This is a genomic window from Cohnella luojiensis (assembly GCF_004564235.1).
Lineage (GTDB): Bacteria > Bacillota > Bacilli > Paenibacillales > Paenibacillaceae > Cohnella > Cohnella luojiensis.
In genome coordinates, this window is the sequence record NZ_SOMN01000030.1 from 23,923 (window position 1) to 45,574 (window position 21,652).

Here is a 21,652-nt window from a genome sequence, read left to right on the forward strand (position 1 = left end):
ATAAGGGCTTTTCTTTATTTATGTGTTGAAGCAGACTTAAGGGGTGAGGTTAAGTTGGCAGGACATCTTGTTCAGTATGGCCGCCGTGCACGGCGCAGCTACGCCCGCATTAATGAAGTGTTGGAAGTTCCGAACCTGATCGAAATCCAACAGCAATCGTACCAGAAGTTTTTGGACGAGGGTTTGCGCGAGATTTTTCAGGACATTTCGCCAATCTCGGATTTTACCGGAAATCTAGTGCTCGAGTTTATCGACTATAGCCTGGGCGAACCGAAGTATTCCGTTGATGAATCGAAAGAACGCGACGTTACCTATGCGGCTCCGCTTCGTGTTAAAGTTCGGTTGCTTAATAAAGAAACCGGCGAAGTTAAGGAACAGGAAGTATTTATGGGCGATTTCCCGCTCATGACCGAAACGGGTACTTTCATAATCAATGGTGCGGAACGTGTTATCGTCAGCCAATTGGTGCGCTCCCCAAGTGTCTACTTCAGTACGAAGGTAGATAAGAACGGCAAGAAAAATTACACCGCAACTGTCATTCCGAATCGTGGAGCATGGCTTGAGCTTGAGACAGATGCTAAAGATATCATTTACGTGCGGATCGACCGTACTCGTAAAATTCCCGTAACGGTTCTTCTCCGTTCTCTGGGATTTGGAACCGACGCGGAGATTTTGGATCTGCTCGGACAAGACGATTACATTCGCAATACGCTTGAGAAGGATAATACGGATTCCACGGAGAAAGCGCTGATCGAGATCTACGAGCGTCTTCGTCCGGGAGAACCGCCGACATTGGAGAACGCGCGCAGTTTGCTTATCGCACGTTTCTTCGATCCTAAGCGTTACGATCTTGCGAACGTCGGTCGTTACAAAGTAAACAAAAAGCTGCATATTAAGAACCGATTGTTTAATCAACGTTTGGCAGAGACGCTGGTAGATCCATCTACGGGCGAGATTATCGCGGAAGCCGGACAAATGATAGACCGCCGGCTTTTGGATCAAATTCTCCCTATGCTGGAGAAGAACGTCGGATTCAAGAACTACCGCGTAACTGGCGGCGTGTATGAATCCGAAGACATTCCTCTGCAATCCGTTAGCATTTTCTCGCCTCTAGAAGATGGTAAAGTGGTCAAGGTTATCTCCAACGGCATCATCGACAAGACGGTGAAGAACATTACGCCTGCGGATATTATCGCGTCCATTAACTACTTCATGAATTTGCTGCAAACGGTCGGGAATACCGATGATATCGATCATCTAGGTAACCGTCGCCTACGCTCCGTCGGCGAATTGCTGCAGAACCAATTCCGTATCGGCTTGTCCCGTATGGAACGGGTCGTACGCGAGAGGATGTCGATTCAGGATCAGAATGCGATTACGCCTCAGGCCTTGATCAACATTCGTCCTGTAATCGCAGCGATTAAAGAGTTCTTCGGTTCATCCCAGCTGTCTCAATTTATGGACCAAACGAATCCGCTGGCGGAATTGACGCATAAGCGTCGTCTATCCGCTCTTGGACCTGGCGGTTTGACGCGTGAACGCGCGGGCTTCGAAGTCCGTGACGTCCATCACTCCCACTATGGCCGTATGTGTCCGATCGAGACTCCGGAGGGACCGAACATCGGGTTGATCAACTCCTTGTCTTCCTTCGCGCGCATTAACGAGTACGGCTTTATCGAGGCTCCTTATCGTAAAGTCGATCCTCATACGAACCGGGTTACGGATGATATCGTTTATATGACCGCGGATGAAGAGGACAACTATATCATCGCGCAAGCGAATGCCCAGTTGAATCCGGACGGATCCTTCGTCGAAGAGAATATTATCGTTCGTTATAACAAACAGACCGATAATATCTTGACGATGCCGAGTGACCGCGTTGACTACATGGACGTATCTCCTAAGCAAGTCGTATCCGTCGCGACGGCGATGATTCCGTTCCTCGAGAACGATGACTCCAACCGTGCGCTCATGGGATCCAACATGCAACGTCAAGCCGTTCCGTTGCTTATTCCGGAAGCTCCTTTCGTAGGAACCGGGATGGAGCATAAGTCCGCAAAAGACTCCGGGGTATGTATTGTATCCAAATATGACGGATTCATCGAAAGAGTTTCCGCCAATGAAATCCAATTACGTCGCGTCGAGATGATCGAAGGCAAAGAAGTCAAAGGCGACATCGTTAAATACAAGCTTCAGAAGTTCATGCGTTCTAACCAAGGTACTTGCATTAACCAGAGACCGCTCGTGCGTCGCGGAGATATCATCAAAAAAGGCGATATCATGGCTGACGGACCTTCGACGGATACTGGCGAATTGGCCCTTGGCCGCAACGTAGTCGTTGCCTTCATGACATGGGAAGGTTACAACTACGAGGATGCGATCCTGCTTTCCGAGAAATTGGTACGCGAAGATGTCTATACTTCGATTCATATCGAAGAGTACGAGTCGGAAGCGCGCGACACCAAGCTCGGACCTGAAGAAATTACTCGCGATATTCCGAACGTCGGCGAAGATGCCCTCCGCAACCTTGACGAGCGTGGAATTATCCGCGTAGGCGCGGAAATTAGCGCTGGCGACATCCTCGTTGGTAAAGTTACTCCGAAAGGCGTAACGGAGCTTACGGCGGAAGAACGCCTTCTGCATGCGATCTTCGGCGAGAAGGCTCGTGAAGTACGTGACACTTCCCTGCGCGTGCCGCATGGTACCGACGGGATTGTCGTTGACGTTAAAGTGTTCACCCGCGAGAACGGCGATGAGCTGCCTCCTGGCGTGAACCAATTGGTACGTGCCTATATCGCTCAGAAGCGTAAAATCTCCGAAGGCGATAAAATGGCGGGACGCCATGGTAACAAAGGGGTTATCGCTCGCATCTTGCCAGAGGAAGATATGCCGTTCCTACCGGATGGCACTCCAGTGCAAGTCGTTCTTAACCCGCTCGGCGTACCTTCACGGATGAACATCGGTCAAGTGCTCGAAGTTCACTTAGGCATGGCTTGTAAGTTGCTCGGCATTCACTCCGCAACTCCGGTATTCGACGGTGCGCGCGAGACGGACGTCTTCGATGCCATGGAAGAAGCAGGCATGAAACGTAACGGCAAATGGATGCTGCGCGATGGTCGCTCCGGCGAGTTATTCGAACGCGAAGTTACCGTTGGCGTCATGTACATGATCAAGCTGGCGCATATGGTAGACGACAAAATCCATGCCCGTTCCACGGGTCCTTACTCTCTCGTAACGCAACAGCCGTTGGGTGGTAAAGCCCAGTTCGGCGGACAACGCTTCGGGGAGATGGAAGTTTGGGCATTGGAAGCCTATGGCGCCGCCTATACGCTTCAAGAGATATTGACCGTCAAATCGGATGATGTCGTCGGTCGCGTCAAAACCTACGAATCGATCGTCAAGGGCGAGAACGTTCCCGAGCCAGGCGTACCGGAATCGTTCAAGGTATTGATCAAGGAGCTCCAAAGCTTGGGTATGGATGTTAAGATCTTGTCCGGAGACGAGCAAGAGATCGAAATGAAGGAAATGGACGACGAAGAAGATGCCGCTGGAGATAAGCTGAATCTTAATCTCGAGGGTACTGAAGTCGGTGTCGAATAGTGAAGCTGGCTGCGTACGTTTAGGCGCCGCAGCCCTGTCTTCGCCACGCATGACGCCGGACCTTCGGGGCCGTCGTTAAGATCTGAAATCCTAGCAACGATGAAGGAGGGCTTGCTCCTTGTTAGACGTCAACAACTTTGAGTTCATGAAAATCGGTTTGGCTTCACCGGACAAAATCCGGTCGTGGTCGAGAGGCGAAGTCAAGAAGCCGGAAACGATAAACTACCGGACATTGAAGCCGGAAAAAGAAGGCTTGTTCTGCGAGAAGATTTTCGGTCCGACCAAGGACTGGGAATGTCATTGCGGCAAATACAAGAGAGTTCGTTACAAAGGCGTCGTTTGCGATCGTTGCGGCGTCGAAGTCACGCGCGCGAAAGTTCGCCGTGAACGGATGGGGCATATCGAGTTGGCCGCTCCGGTTTCTCATATCTGGTATTTCAAAGGCATTCCAAGCCGTATGGGTCTTGCGCTCGATATGTCTCCTCGTTCGCTTGAAGAGATTATCTACTTCGCTTCCTACGTCGTAACGGATCCAGGCGATACGCCGCTCGAGAAGAAGCAACTGCTCTCCGAGAAAGAATACCGCAGCTATCGCGACAAGTACGGTTATGCGTTCCATGCGGGCATGGGCGCGGAAGCCGTCAAGAGATTGTTGCAGGATATCGATCTTGACCGCGAGCTGGAAGTTCTCAAGGAAGACTTGCGCACGGCACAAGGCCAACGCCGTAATCGTGCGATCAAGCGCCTAGAGGTCGTGGAATCTTTCCGGAACTCCGGCAACCTGCCGGACTGGATGATTCTTGACGTCCTGCCCGTCATTCCTCCGGAATTGCGTCCAATGGTTCAATTGGACGGCGGCCGGTTCGCAACGAGCGACTTGAACGACTTGTATCGTCGGGTTATTAACCGGAACAACCGGTTGAAACGTTTGCTTGATCTCGGAGCTCCGGACATTATCGTTCAGAACGAGAAGCGGATGCTGCAAGAAGCGGTAGATGCGTTGATCGACAACGGACGTCGCGGTCGCCCTGTAACGGGTCCCGGGAATCGTCCTTTGAAATCGCTCAGCCATATGCTGAAGGGTAAGCAAGGCCGTTTCCGTCAGAACTTGCTCGGAAAGCGCGTCGATTACTCCGGACGTTCCGTTATCGTTGTCGGTCCGAGCTTGAAAATGTATCAATGCGGTCTTCCTAAGGAAATGGCATTGGAGCTATTCAAGCCTTTCGTTATGAAGGAACTAGTCTTGAAGGGCTTAGCCCATAACATTAAGAGCGCGAAGCGCAAAGTCGAACGCGTAAGTCCTGAAGTTTGGGATGTGCTAGAGGAAGTCATCAAAGAACATCCGGTGCTCCTCAACCGTGCTCCTACGCTTCATAGACTTGGTATCCAAGCGTTCGAACCGATCTTGGTCGAAGGTCGCGCCATTAAGCTTCATCCGCTCGTATGTACGGCATATAACGCCGACTTCGACGGCGACCAAATGGCGGTTCACGTTCCGTTGTCCGCGGAAGCCCAAGCGGAAGCTCGCTTGCTCATGCTTGCTTCGGGTAACATCTTGAACCCTAAAGACGGTAAGCCTGTCGTTACTCCATCCCAGGATATGGTACTTGGTTGCTATTACCTGACGATGGATAACAATCAATCTTACGGTACGGGTATCCGGTTCGCAGACGTTAATGAGGCTATCTCTGCTTATCAGCGCGGAATCACGGGGATTTCCTTGCATGCCCGCGTTGTCATCCCGGTTAGAGAGCTGAAGAAGAAGACCTTTACTCCGGAACAGCAAGAAGCTCTGATCGTAACAACGATCGGTAAGATCATCTTTAACGAGATTTTCCCGGATACGTTCCCGTATATTAACGAAGCTTCGAAAGCGAATCTCGTCAAAGGAACGCCCGACAAATACTTCATCTACGATAAAGGCGCGGACATTAGCAAGTTCATCAACGATCCTGCGATTCCGGCTGCCGTAGGTAAAGAATACTTGGGTAACATCATCGGCGAATGCTTCCGAATCTATCATACGACCAAGACTTCCATCATCTTGGATAACATCAAGCAGCTTGGATTTACGTATTCGACTCGCGCGGGAATTACGATCGGCGTCTCCGACGTTATCGTTCCGCAAGAGAAGGATCAAATTCTGGCGAAGTCCGAAGAGCGCGTCACAGTCGTATCCACGCAATATCGTCGCGGATTGATCACGAACGAAGAGCGTCGCGACCGCGTTATCGAGATCTGGAGCAAAACGAAGGACGAAATCACGGATGTTCTGATGAAATCCATGGATCGCTACAACAACATCATGTTGATGGTGGATTCCAAGGCGCGGGGTAACAAATCGCAAATCACCCAATTGGGCGGTATGCGCGGTCTGATGGCCAACCCGTCCGGACGAATCATCGAGTTGCCGATTAAGTCCAACTTCCGCGAAGGTCTTACCGTATTGGAGTACTTCATCTCCACTCACGGAGCGCGTAAAGGTCTGGCCGATACGGCACTTCGTACGGCTGACTCCGGTTACCTGACTCGCCGTCTCGTAGACGTAGCGCAAGACGTTATCGTTCGCGAGGACGATTGCGGAACGGATAAAGGAATTACCGTATCCCGAATTGAAGATGGCAAAGAGGTCATCGAGGACTTGTTCGACCGTATCGAAGGCCGTTATGCCTTCCAAACGATCCGCCATCCGGAAACGAAGGAAATTATCGCGAACCGTAACGATTTGATCGATACGCCAATTGCGGAAGAGATCATTCGCGCGGATATCAAAAAAGTTCAAATCCGTTCCGTACTTAGCTGCCGTGCCCGTCATGGCGTTTGTAAGCTTTGCTACGGACGCAACCTTGCTACCGGCAAGAAGGTCGAAATCGGAGAAGCGGTCGGGATCATCGCCGCGCAATCCATCGGAGAGCCGGGAACGCAGCTCACCATGCGTACGTTCCATACCGGCGGTGTTGCAGGAGACGATATTACCCAAGGTTTGCCGCGGATTCAGGAGCTCTTCGAAGCTCGGAACCCGAAAGGTCAAGCAATTATCTCCGAGCTTGACGGCGTAGTTAAAGAAATTCGCGAGACGAAGGATCGTCGTGAAATCGAATTGCAGGGCGGAGCGGAATCCAAAATCTACCCAGTCAGCTACGGATCACGCATTCGCGTCACCCAAGGCCAGCAAGTTGAAGCTGGAGACGAGTTGACGGATGGTTCTATCGATCCTAAAGAAATGCTGCGCATCAAAGGCATTCGCGGCGTGCAGAACTATATTCTGCAAGAAGTTCAGCGCGTATACCGTAACCAAGGCGTTGAAATCAACGATAAGCATATCGAGGTTATGATCAAGCAGATGCTTCGTAAGATTCGCATCGTTGATCCAGGCGATACGGTGCTTCTACCGGGTGCATTCGTTGATCTGCACGAGTACGAGGCGGCTAACCGCGATGCGATCCTGGCTGATAAAGAGCCTGCAGTCGCGCGTCCGGTACTCCTCGGAATTACGAAGGCTTCTCTCGAGACGGATTCGTTCCTATCTGCGGCGTCTTTCCAAGAGACGACTCGCGTTCTGACCGACGCTGCTATCAAAGGCAAAGTCGACAGGCTGCTTGGTCTCAAAGAGAACGTTATTATCGGGAAGCTCATTCCGGCAGGTACGGGTATGGCTCGTTATCGCAACATTCGCGTCGTTTCGCCATTTGACGAACCGACCGATGAAACGGCTGAGCTTGAGCCGGTCGGCGTAGAGTAAGCAATAGGATCCAAATCTCCAGCAGATACCGGCAACGGTATCTGCGTTTTTTAATTGCCGTTAAAGATATGAGAGAAATAGAATAAAGCCATCAAATTTCTTGACACACCCAGATCCAGGTGATAATATATCCTAGTGTGTGCCAGACGTGCGTCAAACTGACGTACATCGATACGGTGCGGAACCAAGCAAAGAGTGTGACATTTAGTCGGTACGGCAGGCGCCGTGACCGTTGAGGAATAAGATTGTTGGGTTTGATTCGGTGTTCGTCCACTGAAAAGAGATTTTCATGTGAGAGAATACCGGTCGGGCCCTTTCTCGTCTCTCAAAATGAACCACCTGGATCTGTGGGCTTCGTAAAAGGTATCGATTGAGTCGTTTACTAATTATTTTTACCGTTCATGGGAAGGGGGTGGCAGCATGCCAACAATTAACCAGCTAGTTCGCAAAGGCCGTCAATCGAAGGTCGTTAAATCGAAATCGCCTGCACTTCAAAAAGGATTCAATGCCCTCAAACGCGTTGAAACCGATCTGAGCGCTCCTCAAAAACGTGGAGTTTGCACTCGTGTAGGAACTATGACTCCGAAAAAACCGAACTCCGCACTTCGTAAATACGCGAGGGTCCGTTTGACCAACCGCGTTGAGGTGACCGCCTACATTGGGGGGATCGGCCATAACTTGCAAGAGCATAGCGTCGTTCTTGTTCGCGGAGGCCGGGTTAAAGACTTACCGGGGGTTCGTTACCATATCGTTCGCGGAGCATTGGATACCGCTGGCGTTAACAACCGGAAACAAGCTCGTTCGAAATACGGTACGAAAAGACCGAAAGTTAAGAAATCCTAATAAGCGAATAGGCGGCTTGATCGCCTAAACGCTGCACAACATGAATGGGAAAGGAGGAACTTCAATGCCACGTAAAGGACCAGTTCAGAAACGGGATGTACTCCCGGATCCGCTGTACAACAGCAAACTTGTCACTCGTCTTGTAAACCGCATTATGATCGACGGTAAAAAAGGTGTAGCCCAACAGCTTCTATACGATGCGTTCACCCTGATTCAGGAGCGCTCCGGTAAAGATGCTATGGAGGTCTTTGAAGCCGCGATCAAGAACATCATGCCGGTACTCGAGGTTAAAGCCCGCCGCGTAGGTGGAGCAAACTATCAAGTTCCGATTGAAGTTAAGCCTGAACGCCGCACGTCCCTAGGACTGCGCTGGCTCGTTAACTACTCCCGCAACCGCGGCGAGAAAACGATGGAAGAGCGTTTAGCTGCTGAAATCCTGGATGCATCCAATAACACTGGTGCAGCCGTTAAAAAACGTGAGGATACTCACAAAATGGCGGAAGCGAACAAAGCGTTTGCCCACTACCGTTGGTAGAATTCGCTTAAGCAAGACAATCGAAGGGAGACTGTTACATGGCTAGAGAGTTCTCCTTGCAAAATACGCGTAATATCGGGATTATGGCGCATATTGATGCGGGTAAAACCACGACCACTGAACGGATTTTGTTCTACACCGGACGCGTTCATAAGATCGGCGAAGTGCACGAAGGCGCCGCTACGATGGACTGGATGGAGCAAGAGCAAGAACGCGGTATCACGATTACGTCTGCCGCTACTACCGCTCAATGGGATGGACACCGCATCAATATCATCGACACTCCGGGTCACGTTGACTTTACGGTAGAGGTTGAGCGCTCCTTGCGCGTATTGGACGGGGCTGTTGGCGTATTTAGCGCCAAAGAAGGCGTGGAACCTCAGTCCGAAACGGTATGGCGTCAAGCTGACCGTTACGGCGTTCCTCGTATCGCTTACGTAAATAAAATGGATATCATCGGTGCAGACTTCCTGAATGTCGTAAGAGACATGAAGTTGCGCTTGAACGCTAACGCTGTAGCTATTCAATTGCCTATGGGCGCTGAAGATGTTTTCGTAGGAATGATCGACCTGATTGAACGGGTCGCTTATAAATACAAAGACGATCTCGGCAAAGACCCAGAGAAAATTGCAATTCCTGCAGAGTATGAAGCGCAAGTGGAAGAACTGCGTGCCATCTTGGTAGAAAAAGTTGCCGAGCTTGACGAAGAATTGACGATGAAATTCCTGGAGGGTGAAGAACTCACCATTCCGGAAATCAAAGCAGCCCTTCGTAAAGGCGTCTGCGAAGTGAAAATCTTCCCGGTCGTATGCGGATCTTCCTACCGTAACAAAGGTGTTCAACCGATGTTGGATGCCGTTGTCAATTTCTTGCCGTCCCCGCTTGACGTTCCTGCAATCAAAGGACTTCTGGACGATGGTACTGAAACGACGCGCGAATCCTCCGACACGGCTCCATTTGCCGCACTTGCTTTCAAAATCATGACTGATCCTTACGTTGGTCGTCTGACTTTCTTCCGCGTTTACTCCGGCATACTGAACGCTGGTTCTTATGTTGTAAATGCGACGAAAGGCAAACGCGAACGCGTCGGCCGGATTTTGCAAATGCATGCGAATAGCCGTCAGGAAATCAGCGAAGTGCATGCAGGCGATATCGCAGCTGCCGTAGGTCTTAAAGACACTACGACTGGCGATACTCTGTGTGACGAGAAACATCCGGTTATCCTTGAATCGATGAACTTCCCAGAACCGGTTATCCAGCTTGCGGTCGAGCCGAAAACAAAAGCCGACCAAGACAAAATGGGTATTGCTTTGCAGAAGCTGTCCGAGGAAGATCCTACGTTCCGTGCCCACACGGACGAAGAAACCGGACAAACGATCATCTCGGGTATGGGCGAGCTTCACTTGGAAATCCTCGTTGACCGTATGCTTCGCGAATTCAAAGTCGAGACGAATGTTGGTAAACCGCAAGTTGCTTACCGCGAAACATTCCGTGTCCCTGCGAAGGTCGAAGGTAAGTTCGTTCGTCAATCCGGTGGTAAAGGTCAATTCGGACATTGTTGGGTTGAATTCACACCACTTGAGCCAGGCACAGGTTTCATTTTCGAAAACAAAACGGTTGGTGGATCGATTCCGAAAGAATTTATCGCTCCAATCCAAGCTGGTATCGAAGAGTCGATGAAAAACGGCGTACTCGCTGGCTTCCCGCTCGTTGATATTAAAGCTGTTGTTGTTGACGGATCGTACCATGATGTCGACTCTTCGGAGATGGCGTTCAAAATTGCTGGATCGTTAGCGCTTAAAGCAGCTAAGGACAAATGTAGCCCTTGCTTGCTAGAGCCTATCATGAAAGTAGAAGTAACAGTGCCTGAAGAGTACATGGGCGACGTAATGGGAATGATGAGCTCTCGTCGTGGTCGTATCGAAGGAACGGATACGCGTTTCGGCGCGCTAATCGTTCGCGCGAAAGTTCCACTCGCAGAGATGTTCGGATATTCCACAACGCTTCGTTCCGGTACACAAGGTCGTGGGGTGTTCTCGATGGAACTTTCCCACTACGAAGAAGTTCCGAAATCGATCTCCGAAGAGATCATCTCGAAATACAAAGGCGCGAAAGACATTTAGTAAGAGGTTGGGCATGGGAGTCTCATAAGCGGTTCCCACCCGCCACCAAATATAATCCTTTTAATCATTAAGGAGGAACAGTATTCATGGCAAAGGCTAAGTTTGAACGTACAAAACCACACGTAAACATCGGGACTATCGGTCACGTCGACCACGGTAAAACAACATTGACAGCTGCTATCACGACAGTACTTTCCAAACGTTATGGCGGAGCTGCAGTAGCTTTCGACCAAATCGACAAAGCACCAGAAGAGCGCGAGCGTGGAATCACGATTTCCACAGCGCACGTTGAGTACGAAACTCCTAACCGTCACTATGCACACGTTGACTGTCCTGGACATGCTGACTATGTTAAAAACATGATCACTGGTGCTGCTCAAATGGACGGCGCGATCCTGGTTGTATCCGCAGCTGACGGCCCAATGCCGCAAACGCGGGAACACATCTTGCTTTCCAAGCAAGTAGGCGTTCCTTACATCGTCGTATTCTTGAACAAATGCGACATGGTTGACGATGATGAGTTGCTTGAACTCGTTGAGATGGAAGTTCGCGACCTTCTGAACGAATACGATTTCCCAGGCGACGACACTCCAATCATCCGCGGTTCTGCTCGTGAAGCGTTGTCTAATCCTGAAGGCCCTTGGGCTGACAAAATCGTCGAACTGTTCGAAGCAGTCGATAGCTACATCCCGCAACCTGAGCGTGCAACTGACAAGCCTTTCTTGATGCCAGTTGAGGATGTATTCACAATCACTGGTCGTGGTACGGTTGCTACTGGTCGCGTAGAGCGTGGAGTTATCAAAATCGGTGATGAAGTTGAAATCATCGGTCTTGTAGAAGACACTCGCAAATCCGTAGTAACAGGCGTTGAAATGTTCCGTAAATTGCTTGATTCCGCTCAAGCCGGCGATAACGTTGGCGCATTGCTTCGCGGTGTAGACCGTAAAGACATCGAGCGCGGTCAAGTAATCGCGAAACCGGGTTCCGTTAAGCCTCATACGGAATTCACAGCGCAAATCTACGTTCTGACTTCCGCTGAGGGTGGCCGTCATAAGCCTTTCTTTACTGGCTACCGTCCACAGTTCTACTTCCGGACAACAGACGTAACTGGCATCATCAACCTGCCAGAAGGTACTGAAATGGTTATGCCTGGCGATAACATCGAGGTAACTGTTTCCCTTATCGCTCCAATCGCCGTTGAAGACGGTACTCGCTTCGCTATTCGCGAAGGCGGCCGTACTGTAGGCGCTGGCGCAGTTGCTTCTATCCAAAAGTAATTACAGCAAAGCCCTCTGGCGACAGAGGGCTTTTTTTTATGCTCGGAATCGGTTGACCTTGGTAGAAAAGGTACTGACAATGCTATAATAATGGGGCAAAATGAATGCAATGAAGAGGGGCTCGAAAAGAGTCTGAGAAGAGGGAACGTTTCGTGGCGAAAAAAGTGACGATGCAGCAGGTTGCGAACGCGTTGGGAATATCCAAAAACTCGGTGTCCCAAGCGCTTGGGGGTAAACCGGGCGTTAGCGAGGAAACGAGGGAAAGAGTACGGGAGGCAGCCGAAAGGCTCGGGTACGAATTCTCTTCAGCGGGAAAATCATCCCTTCGGAATCATGGAGGTCATATCGGGATGATCGTCTCAGAGAGCGCCATATCCGAGAACCTATTCTTTGGGATCATCAATTACCAAATCCAGAAGGAAGTCGAGCTCAGGAATTATTCCTTATTGATACACGTAGTCGATTCCGCAATGGAAATGCAGAATACCCTTCCCGCATTCTTGGAAGATCGGAAGGTTGACGGAGTCTTCGTTCTTTCCCATTTGGATAAGTCCTACATCCAAAGCATAGTAACTACGGGGATTCCATTTGTAATGATCGATCATCACCACCCCGAACTCCATGTGGATTGCGTTCTGACGAACAACCGATTCGGCGCATTTGATGCGGTCACTTATCTGATAAGCCTTGGCCATAAGCGCATCGGTTATATTGGTGATTTGTCTATTTCGCCAAGCTTTCAGGAAAGATGGGAAGGGTATCATTTAGCACTGAAGGCCAAAGGGCTTGTTGTGAAGCCGTCGGATCAGATTCTTGCCGGGGTCGAGAGCGAAGAATCGATCGCAGCCCAAATCCAGATGATGACGTCGCAGCCCGACGCGTGGTTTTGCGCGAATGATATGGTTGCGGTGCTCCTGAACAATGTGCTTACCAAGAGGGGAATGAATGTTCCCGAAGACGTCTCTATATGCGGTTACGACAACAATATGCTGTCGGAGCTGTCCAATCCTCCGCTTACGACCGTTAACGTCAATAAAGAGTTGTTCGGAAAGCGAGCCGTAGAGCGGCTATTTTGGCGGATGGACAATCCGTCGGAACCGTTCGAGGAGTTACTTCTGCGTACGACACTCGTTATCCGTGATTCGACGCGTGTTTCTTCCCGTTAAATAAATCAAAACGTCAACAGCGTCTCTGCAAGCCTTGCTGGCTGTAGAGACTTTTTTTTAACCGAAAAAAATCATGGCGCAACTGGAGTTTTGTAATGTAAAATAGAAGAGTGATAATTGTATTTGTAACGTTACAAAACAATTGATAAGAGTGGCGAGTTGCCGGGGGGTAAAGGGAATGTCCGTTGCGCATCAGACGAAAACATGTAATGACCTATTAAAGGAATATCTTGCTAAACCTTCAGCTTGTACGAATCCGCTGAAGCTTCGCTTCGACGGAGTGGGACGGAACGATGTATACAACATTACCGCGCCTTTCGAAGACGATGGGGAGCAGATCATTGCCGGACGAGTAGAATCGAGGGAGAGCGAGCAGTCGGAGATCGTCTTTTTCGTGGAACGGGAGGGGGTATGGACGCGGCATAAGGATCTGCCGACGTTCGCGTTGCAGGATCCTTTCCATACTAGGATTGGCGGAGAGCTCATCATTGGCGGGGTACAAACGTACCCGCATCCGGAAAAGGAGAATTTTCTTGCTTGGCGTACGGTATTTTATAGAGGATCCTCCATTCGCAATCTGAGCCCTTTCTTTACCGGACCGAAGGGGATGAAAGATATTCGCTTGATCGGGCTGGCAGATGGCACGGTTGGCGTATTCACCCGTCCGCAAGGGACCATAGGGGGGCTCGGCAAGATCGGGTTTACCCGGATCGCCTCTCTCGATGAATTGACCGTCGAAGCCATTGATGAGGCATACCTTTTCGAAGGACAATTTATCGATGCGGAATGGGGTGGAGCGAATGAAGCCCATCTGCTTGCGGGCGGGAGAATCGGAGTGCTCGGCCATAGCGCTTGTTATGATGAAAGGATGGACCGCCATTATTATCCGATGGTATTTACCTGGGATCCTGAAACGAATAGTCTAACCGAAATCGAGCTCATTGCGGTTCGCGACGACTTCCTGCCGGGAATGGCCAAGCGTATCGATTTGCGGGATGTGGTGTTTAGCGGCGGATTGATTCGGAACGGCGACGGTACCGCACACCTCTATGCGGGAATAGGCGACGCGGAAGCGCACCGTATCACGATCCCGGATCCGTTTGTTCCATTTGAAGCTAAAGGAGCTTAACCCCATGAATACTTACCGATATGAAGAAAATCCCATCATTACTCCTGCAGACGTTCGGCCGTACCATGATGGCTTTGAGGTCATCGGCGCCTTTAATGCGGGCGTCGCGAAATTCAATGATGAAGTGCTTCTCCTGCTCCGTGTGGCAGAACGCCCGATAAGCGACGATCCAGGAATCGTGAAAGCCCCGATCTACAATCCGTCAACAGGGCTGCTGGAAATCGTCGATCTGAGAAAGGAGGATGCCCGCTACGATTTTTCCGATCCGCGGATCGTCCGGGACGTAACGACTAGCGCAGGCTTCGCATATTTAACTTCAATCTCTTATGTACGGGCGGCACGCAGCAAAGACGGCCACAATTTTACGATCGATGACAATCCGTTAATCTATCCGTCTAATGACCAGGAAACGTTCGGAATCGAGGATCCGCGAGTCACTCAGATCGGAGACACCTACTACATCTACTTCTCTGCGGTATCGCCCGTAGGCATTGGCGAATCGATGGTGTCAACGAAAGACTTCATCCGTTTCGAGCATCACGGTATGATCTTCTGTCCGGACAATAAGGACGCTCTACTGTTCCCCGAGAAAATCGGAGGAAAGTATTATGCGCTGCATCGGCCAACGACCAAGAGTATCGGTTCTCCGGAAATCTGGATTGCCGAATCGGAAAATTTGCTATATTGGGGAAACCATCGCCATCTGATCGGCCTTCGTCCGGGCATGTGGGACGGCGGACGCATAGGAGGCGGCGCGGTGCCGTTCAAGACGGAAAAGGGTTGGCTCGAGCTCTATCATGGCGCAACTCCCGATCATCGTTATTGCATGGGTGCTGTTTTGCTGGATTTAGATGATCCATCGAAAGTGCTCGCCCGTTCGAGCATTCCGATTCTTGAGCCAGAAGCAGTGTACGAGAAAGAAGGGTTTTTCGGGAATGTCGTGTTTTCTTGCGGAGTATTGGTGGAAGGCGATACCGTTAAGATGTATTACGGCGTAGCGGACACTTCCATGGCATGCGCAGAGCTTAGCCTTCAAGAAATAATGGACAGCTTGACTTGGGAATGAGCGATTCTATCCGTGAAATATGCTAGAATGGTCAAGATCGCACTCTTAGAGAAATGCAATGAATGAATAGGAACACGGCCCTTCTTGAGCAGCTTGCTTAATAAGGGCTTTTATTTCCGGATTCCATTAGGAAAAAGGAAAGGGGGGATGAAACTTGTCGTTTTTGAAGAGATTTCAACATCATCGGGTTTACAGGCGTCTCGTCCTTTCTTATTTACTTCTCATTACCTTAACGATCGCCATATTGTGCACGATATTGTATTCGTTATTTTCATCCAGGGCCGTCAAGGAAATCGATCAGTCCTCGCGCGAAATGCTGTCGCAAGTCAGCTATACGGCAGATGTCGTATACAAGCAGGTCGAAGATATCTCTTATCAATTAATCAACGATAATCGCATCGTTTCATTCATGTATTCGAAGACGGAAAATAAACAGGACAATTACAATGCGGGTCTGTTGCTTTCAACAGTGCAGAGCATGTACCCGTTCATTTCGAACATAAGCCTATACAATCTCGTTACCGGAGCTTATATCGATGTCGCCGGACTTCCCGAAGATCCGGCGGTCCGGACGCATGAGAAGTCGCGGTATTTGGCGTTTTATCCGGACCGCGTTACCAGAAGCGGCGGGAATCCGATGCGAGTGCTCAGGTTTGTCGTCGTGCCGGAATACGCCTTGATTGCCAGCCCCAAATCTTTGATCGTACTGGATTTGCAAGAATCGTATATTCAGAATACGATGCGCAGCATAAGCAGCGTCTTCGACGACGCGAACAATTTCGTCGTGGATGGGAAAGGAAATGTGCTGTCCCATTCGAATCCGGAGCATTTTATGAAAGACTTTTCCAACCTGGAAGAGGTTCAAACGATATTGAAATCGAATGATGCCGAAGGCAGCTTCGTCCGCAAGATCGACAATAAAAAACAGCTTGTCACCTATGTGAAATCCCCTTCCCTTGATTGGAATTTCATCAGTGTCCGTCCTTATGACCAGTTGCTCTCCAATATTTATCAATTGAGGAATTGGACGCTTATGACGGCGGTGCTGCTGCTTGTCATCGGCATCGCTTTGTCGCTATTCGTGACCGGCAATTTCTACAATCCGATCAAATCGCTGGTCGATAAGGTCAGCGAGCACAGGCAGGCTGGCCTTGGTCCGTTATTGAAGCTGGACGAATACAAGCTGTTGACGGAAGCGTTTGACAGCACCTTAGAGAATGCCAGATCAATGGAGTCTTCCTTATCCCGTTCGACCGAGATGATTACGAACAATGCGATGTTCGAAATGTTGCGGGGGGGATTGGATAAGCTATCCACTTCGGCAGAAAGCGTGAAGACATGGCGCGACCGTCTGACCGCCCCATACCTGGGTGTTGTCCTGCTGCGAGTGGATTCCTACAGGGCATATAAGGACAATCACACCGCTTTCGACCGAAGACTGTTTCGTTTTGCCATATGCAACATCGCTCAGGAAATGCTCGGCAAATCGTACAAGAACGACGTCATCATGATGGAAGATGACGAGATCGTCGTCGTCCTTCAAACCGAGCGTCCCGAATGGGACGGCGCAATCTATTTGATCCTAAGCGAAATTCAGGAATCCGTCCGTGCTTATTACAAATTATCGCTCTCCGCCAGCATCGGCGATATGTGCGGGTTGCTTGAGGAGCTTCGCGGCTCATATCAAACGGCTTGCGACTATATGGAGTATCGAATGTTCGTGGGACATGGAGCCATTCTGGATGCCGGAATCGCCGTGAATCGGGCAGCCTCGCTTGATCGTTACCCGTCCTCGGTCGAACGCAAACTGATCGAGTCGATCAAGCTGTGCCACCTCAAGGAGATTCAAGAAGAAACCGATCATTGGATTTCGTTGATGCAGAAGTGCGAAACGCCTGCTCTGGCGGTGCAGTATACTCGTTTCTTGTTTACCGCGATCGTGCGGGAGTTCGAGAGCATAACGGAGTGGTGGAACGTCGGCCCCGATGAAATGTACGCTGCGATTAATGAGGTTCTGCATGCCGAAACGCTGGAGGATGTGCGGAAGCAGCTGGCGGGATTCGGGCAACGGCTGGTGTCGATGATCGAGGAACATCGGAACAATGCGGCGATCTTGAAGAACACCCGATTAATCGAGCAAGTGAAGGACATGCTGCAGGATAAATACGCGGAGCCTACGCTGTCGCTCGAATGGGTTTCCGAACAAGTCGCTTTGTCTTCCGGCTATGTAGGCAAGCTGTTTAAGTCGGTTATGGGAATGTCGTTTAATGAATATTTGACGCACGTGCGCCTGGAGCGGGCAAAGACGATGTTGGCGGAATCGTCTATCACCGTAGCCCAAATCGGGGAGCGGGTGGGTATTCACAACGTTTCGTATTTTACGACCTTGTTCAAGAAAAAGTACGGGGTCACACCTTCTCAGATCCGGGACAAAGCCTAAAGGCCAAATAGCGCGAACCCTTTGCCGGGAGCGGACTTTTCCGCTCCCGGTCGTTTTTTTCAACAATCGTTCCAAATTATTGAAAGGGGTTTGTGCGGCTTTGTGAAACGGTTGCGGATAATCGAAATACACAAGGGATAACCGCTGCCGTATAGTTGTGCCATAAGGAATGAAGAGAGGTGCATGCATGCAACAACAGTCACCCATGAAGGCGCAGACAGCCTCTGACCGTTTTTATCAAACGGAGTGGAAAACAAAAAAAGGCCTGGTTCATGAGCTCCTCCGGAATCGGTTTTCCTATTTGCTCATCCTGCCGGCTGTCCTGTACGTGGCGATCTTCTCGTACGCGACGTACCCTTACTTGTTGATCGCATTTCAACGATTCAACTACAACAAGGATCTGTTCCATAGCGAATGGATCGGCTTGCAGAATTTCGAATTTTTCTTCAAAAGCAGCGATGCGCTCCGGATTACGTTGAATACGCTGCAGCTTAATCTTCTGTTCCTCGTGTTCGGTACGATATTCGCGGTAGCGCTGGCGGTCTTATTTAATGAGGTTCGCCAACGGCTATTCCAGAAAGTCGCCCAAACCGCGATGATTTTTCCGAATTTCCTTTCCTGGATCATCGTTAGCTATATGATGTACGGCTTGCTGTCCACCGACTTCGGCCTGATCAACAAATGGCTATCCTGGTTCGGATTAGAACCCGTGAACTGGTATACGAAGACGGAAGCGTGGCCGGCTATTCTCGTCGGAATGAAGGTGTGGAAAGAAGCGGGAATGAGTTCGATCATCTATCTTGCGGCGATTACCGGAATCGATCATTCGTTGTATGAAGCGGCGGATATCGACGGAGCTTCCAGATGGCAAAAGATACGCAAGATCACGCTGCCATTGCTCGCTCCGACGATCGCGATTCTGACCTTGCTTAATTTGGGCAAAATCTTCTATGGAGATTTCGGCATGATCTATGCGATTATCGGCGACAATGGCGTGCTGTTCCCGACGACGGACGTTATCGACACTTACGTATTCAGGGCGCTTCGCCAAATCGGCGATCCTTCCAACGCGGCGGCGGTAGGTTTGTTCCAATCGACGGTCGGCTTGATTCTCGTCTTCCTGTCCAATTGGTTTACCCGCAGATTTTTTAGGGAAGGAGCGTTGTATTAAATGAAGCGGAAATTCGAAGCCTCCACGGCGCTGATCTATTTGCTTCTCGGTACCTTCGCGCTTGCCTGCATCGTGCCAATGCTCCTGACTGTCATGGTATCCATTACGGATGAAAGCAGCATCATACGCAACGGGTATAGCCTGTTTCCCGAGAACTTCTCGGTTGAAGCCTACAGGACTCTCTACAACAGCAGGGAAATGCTCTCGCAGAGCTTTTTCGTCTCCATCACGATCACTGTAGTCGGCACATTGGCGGCACTTGTCATTACCGGCATGGCGGCGTACACGCTGGCCAATCCGAATGTAAAATACAGAGGCTTCCTGAATTTATTCTTCTTCATCACCCTTCTCTTCAATGGGGGCCTTGTTCCATGGTATATCATGTGCCAGAAGCTCGGGCTGACGGATAATCTGGCGGCCCTGATCGTACCGGCGCTAATGTTTAATGCCTTTAACATGTTTCTGGTCCGCAATTTCATGGATGCCCTTCCGCAGGCATTGCGGGAGTCCGCTTACATTGACGGAGCTAACGACATGAGGATCGCTTTTCAAATCTATTTGCCGATTTGCGTTCCGGTGCTTGCTACCGTGACCTTGTTTTACGCCCTCTCCTATTGGAACGATTGGTTCAACGCCATCATGCTGGTGGACAGCAAGGACCTTTATCCGCTTCAATACGTGCTGTTCAAAATACGATCAAACATCGAGATGCTCACCATGATCCCGACGGGGGGCAGCATACAGTTTACGCCGCCGGCCGAATCCGCCAAAATGGCGACGGTTCTCGTTACGATCGGCCCGATCGTTTTCCTGTATCCGTTCTTGCAGCGCTATTTCGTGAAAGGCCTAATTGTCGGATCCGTAAAAGGCTGATATATCCCTCATTTAATATGATGAGGTTTATATATTAAAAAATCGCATTCAGGGAGAGGTCTACGATGAAAAAATGGTTCAATGCATCAATGGCATTCGTCGTTCTCATGTTGGTTATTACGGCATGCGCCGGGAATAGCAACGACAACGAAGCACAGCCAAGCCCTTCGGGCAGCGAAGCTTCCGAAACGGCTGCCGAGTCCTCGGCAAATGCGGAAGAAACGGTTACCTTGAAATATGTTCTTCCCGGCACCGAGCCGAAAGAGTGGCAGGCAGTCAATGAGGAAGTCAACAAGAAGCTGTTGGCTGACGGCGTCAACGTTCAAATCGAGAAAGAATACATCGACTGGGGCGCTTGGGAGCAAAAACTGAACCTGAAGCTGTCCACCGGCGAAGATTTCGATATGTTCCACGTCATGAACGACTGGATTTCTTTGGCTAACTATATCGGCCGCGGCGCCGTCAAGGATGTCGGCGCGGAAATCGAGGAATTCGGACCGAACTTGAAGACGGTCATTCCGGAATCGGTATGGAGCGGCGTCATCAAAGACGGAAAAACGTACGCAATTCCCGCTTATTGGTATGAGCCTGCGGTTGACGGCTCCTTCACGGCCAACCGCATTATCCTTAACAAAGCCGGCGTAACGGAAGTTCCAAAAACGCAAGAAGAGATGCTCGCGGCAATGGAGAAAGTCATGGCTTCCGAAGCGGGCGCCACGAAGCCTTACCTTCCGATTCGCGGCGGACTGCGCGACGCTTCCGACGTACTGCATCGAGCATACGATTCGTACCCGTTCGCGGTTAAAGACAAAATCGCTTTCATCGGGCAAGACGGCAAGGTGAAAAACTGGGTAGAGTCGGACGAATTCAAAAACGACGCTAACTTCTTCCGTCAAGCGTACGCGAAAAAATTAACGAGCCCTGACATCCTGGTCATCAAACAGGAGCAAATCACCAAACAAATCGATAGCGCCAACTGGGCGTTCATGTTCGGAACGCCGGATAAGCGCGAAGAGATGCAAAAAACGTTCCCGGAAATGAAAGACGAAGACTTTACGCTGAGTCGCTTGAATCCGGAAAAACCGCACTACCGCATGATGAACGCGAAGAACGTCAACGCCGTAGCGGCAAACAGCAAACATCCGGAAGCCGCGGTAAAATTCCTGAATTGGCTATACGCAAGCCAAGAGAACTTCGACCTGTTCGTGTACGGAATCGAAGGAAAAACTTACAACAAAGTCGGCGATCGCGGCGTGGAAAGCATCAAAGGCGCCGATGGAGTCAACCTGTACCTGCAGGATGAGTGGATGATAGGCAACCTGAACTTCATTCGCTATAACCCAAACCTGCTCAGTGCGAAGAAAGCGCTGTTTCAAGCGGATCCGGAGGCGCAAACCTTCTATGCGGCGGATTTCTTCTTCGATCCGTCCGAGGTCAAGGCGGAAATGGCGAACGTACAATCCGTCCTGACTTCCGATGTCATGCCGATCTACGACGGCGTCGTGGAATACGACAAAGGCATCAAAGGCGCTCTTGATAAGCTGAAAGCGGCAGGAGTCGATAAGGTGATTGCAGAATACCAAAAACAACTGGATGCCTACAAAGCATCGCAAAAATAAGATAAGCGGCTGCTCCAAAGGTTACGACCTTTGGGGCAGTTCTTGATTATCAATCTGGCAGCTTGCGC

At 50.3% G+C, this 21,652-nt stretch carries 13 protein-coding genes; all 13 read left to right on the forward strand.

The annotated features are described in order from the left end of the window. Positions 1–54: 54 nt before the first annotated feature. Complete coding sequence (gene rpoB / locus E2980_RS17825; RefSeq protein ID WP_135153583.1) at positions 55–3,600, forward strand: DNA-directed RNA polymerase subunit beta; 3,546 nt, start codon at positions 55–57, stop codon at positions 3,598–3,600. Positions 3,601–3,718: 118 nt separating this feature from the next. Continuing rightward, a complete protein-coding gene (rpoC, locus tag E2980_RS17830) occupies positions 3,719–7,342 on the forward strand; it encodes a DNA-directed RNA polymerase subunit beta' (RefSeq protein WP_135153584.1) in 3,624 nt (1,207 codons plus the stop codon). 420 nt (positions 7,343–7,762) lie between these two features. Then, on the forward strand, positions 7,763–8,185 hold the full coding sequence (gene rpsL, locus E2980_RS17835; RefSeq protein WP_115995304.1) for a 30S ribosomal protein S12: 423 nt from the start codon (positions 7,763–7,765) through the stop codon (positions 8,183–8,185). 64 nt (positions 8,186–8,249) lie between these two features. Next, positions 8,250–8,720, forward strand: coding sequence for a 30S ribosomal protein S7 (rpsG, locus tag E2980_RS17840; protein ID WP_135153585.1), 471 nt, complete (start codon positions 8,250–8,252; stop codon positions 8,718–8,720). 38 nt (positions 8,721–8,758) lie between these two features. Further along, positions 8,759–10,843, forward strand: coding sequence for an elongation factor G (gene fusA / locus E2980_RS17845; protein ID WP_135153586.1), 2,085 nt, complete (start codon positions 8,759–8,761; stop codon positions 10,841–10,843). Between the two features lie 86 nt (positions 10,844–10,929). Continuing rightward, a complete protein-coding gene (tuf, locus tag E2980_RS17850) occupies positions 10,930–12,120 on the forward strand; it encodes an elongation factor Tu (RefSeq protein WP_135153587.1) in 1,191 nt (396 codons plus the stop codon). A gap of 152 nt (positions 12,121–12,272) precedes the next feature. Next, on the forward strand, positions 12,273–13,286 hold the full coding sequence (locus E2980_RS17855; RefSeq protein WP_135153588.1) for a substrate-binding domain-containing protein: 1,014 nt from the start codon (positions 12,273–12,275) through the stop codon (positions 13,284–13,286). Between the two features lie 178 nt (positions 13,287–13,464). Beyond that, positions 13,465–14,415, forward strand: a complete 951-nt coding sequence (locus tag E2980_RS17860) for an MTP-1 family protein (protein WP_135153589.1) — start codon at positions 13,465–13,467, stop codon at positions 14,413–14,415. Between the two features lie 4 nt (positions 14,416–14,419). Then, positions 14,420–15,481 carry a BtaManbiosPhlase gene (locus E2980_RS17865; RefSeq protein ID WP_135153590.1) on the forward strand — a complete coding sequence of 354 codons (1,062 nt, stop codon included), beginning with the start codon at positions 14,420–14,422 and terminating at the stop codon, positions 15,479–15,481. 154 nt (positions 15,482–15,635) lie between these two features. Beyond that, positions 15,636–17,921 (forward strand): helix-turn-helix domain-containing protein, encoded by a 2,286-nt coding sequence (locus tag E2980_RS17870; RefSeq protein ID WP_135153591.1) that lies wholly within the window; start codon positions 15,636–15,638, stop codon positions 17,919–17,921. Between the two features lie 187 nt (positions 17,922–18,108). Beyond that, a complete protein-coding gene (locus E2980_RS17875; protein ID WP_420808660.1) occupies positions 18,109–19,092 on the forward strand; it encodes an ABC transporter permease in 984 nt (327 codons plus the stop codon). Next, positions 19,093–19,965 carry a carbohydrate ABC transporter permease gene (locus E2980_RS17880; protein ID WP_135153592.1) on the forward strand — a complete coding sequence of 291 codons (873 nt, stop codon included), beginning with the start codon at positions 19,093–19,095 and terminating at the stop codon, positions 19,963–19,965. 65 nt (positions 19,966–20,030) lie between these two features. Beyond that, positions 20,031–21,584 (forward strand): extracellular solute-binding protein, encoded by a 1,554-nt coding sequence (locus E2980_RS17885; protein ID WP_135153593.1) that lies wholly within the window; start codon positions 20,031–20,033, stop codon positions 21,582–21,584. The last annotated feature ends 68 nt before the right edge of the window (positions 21,585–21,652 follow it).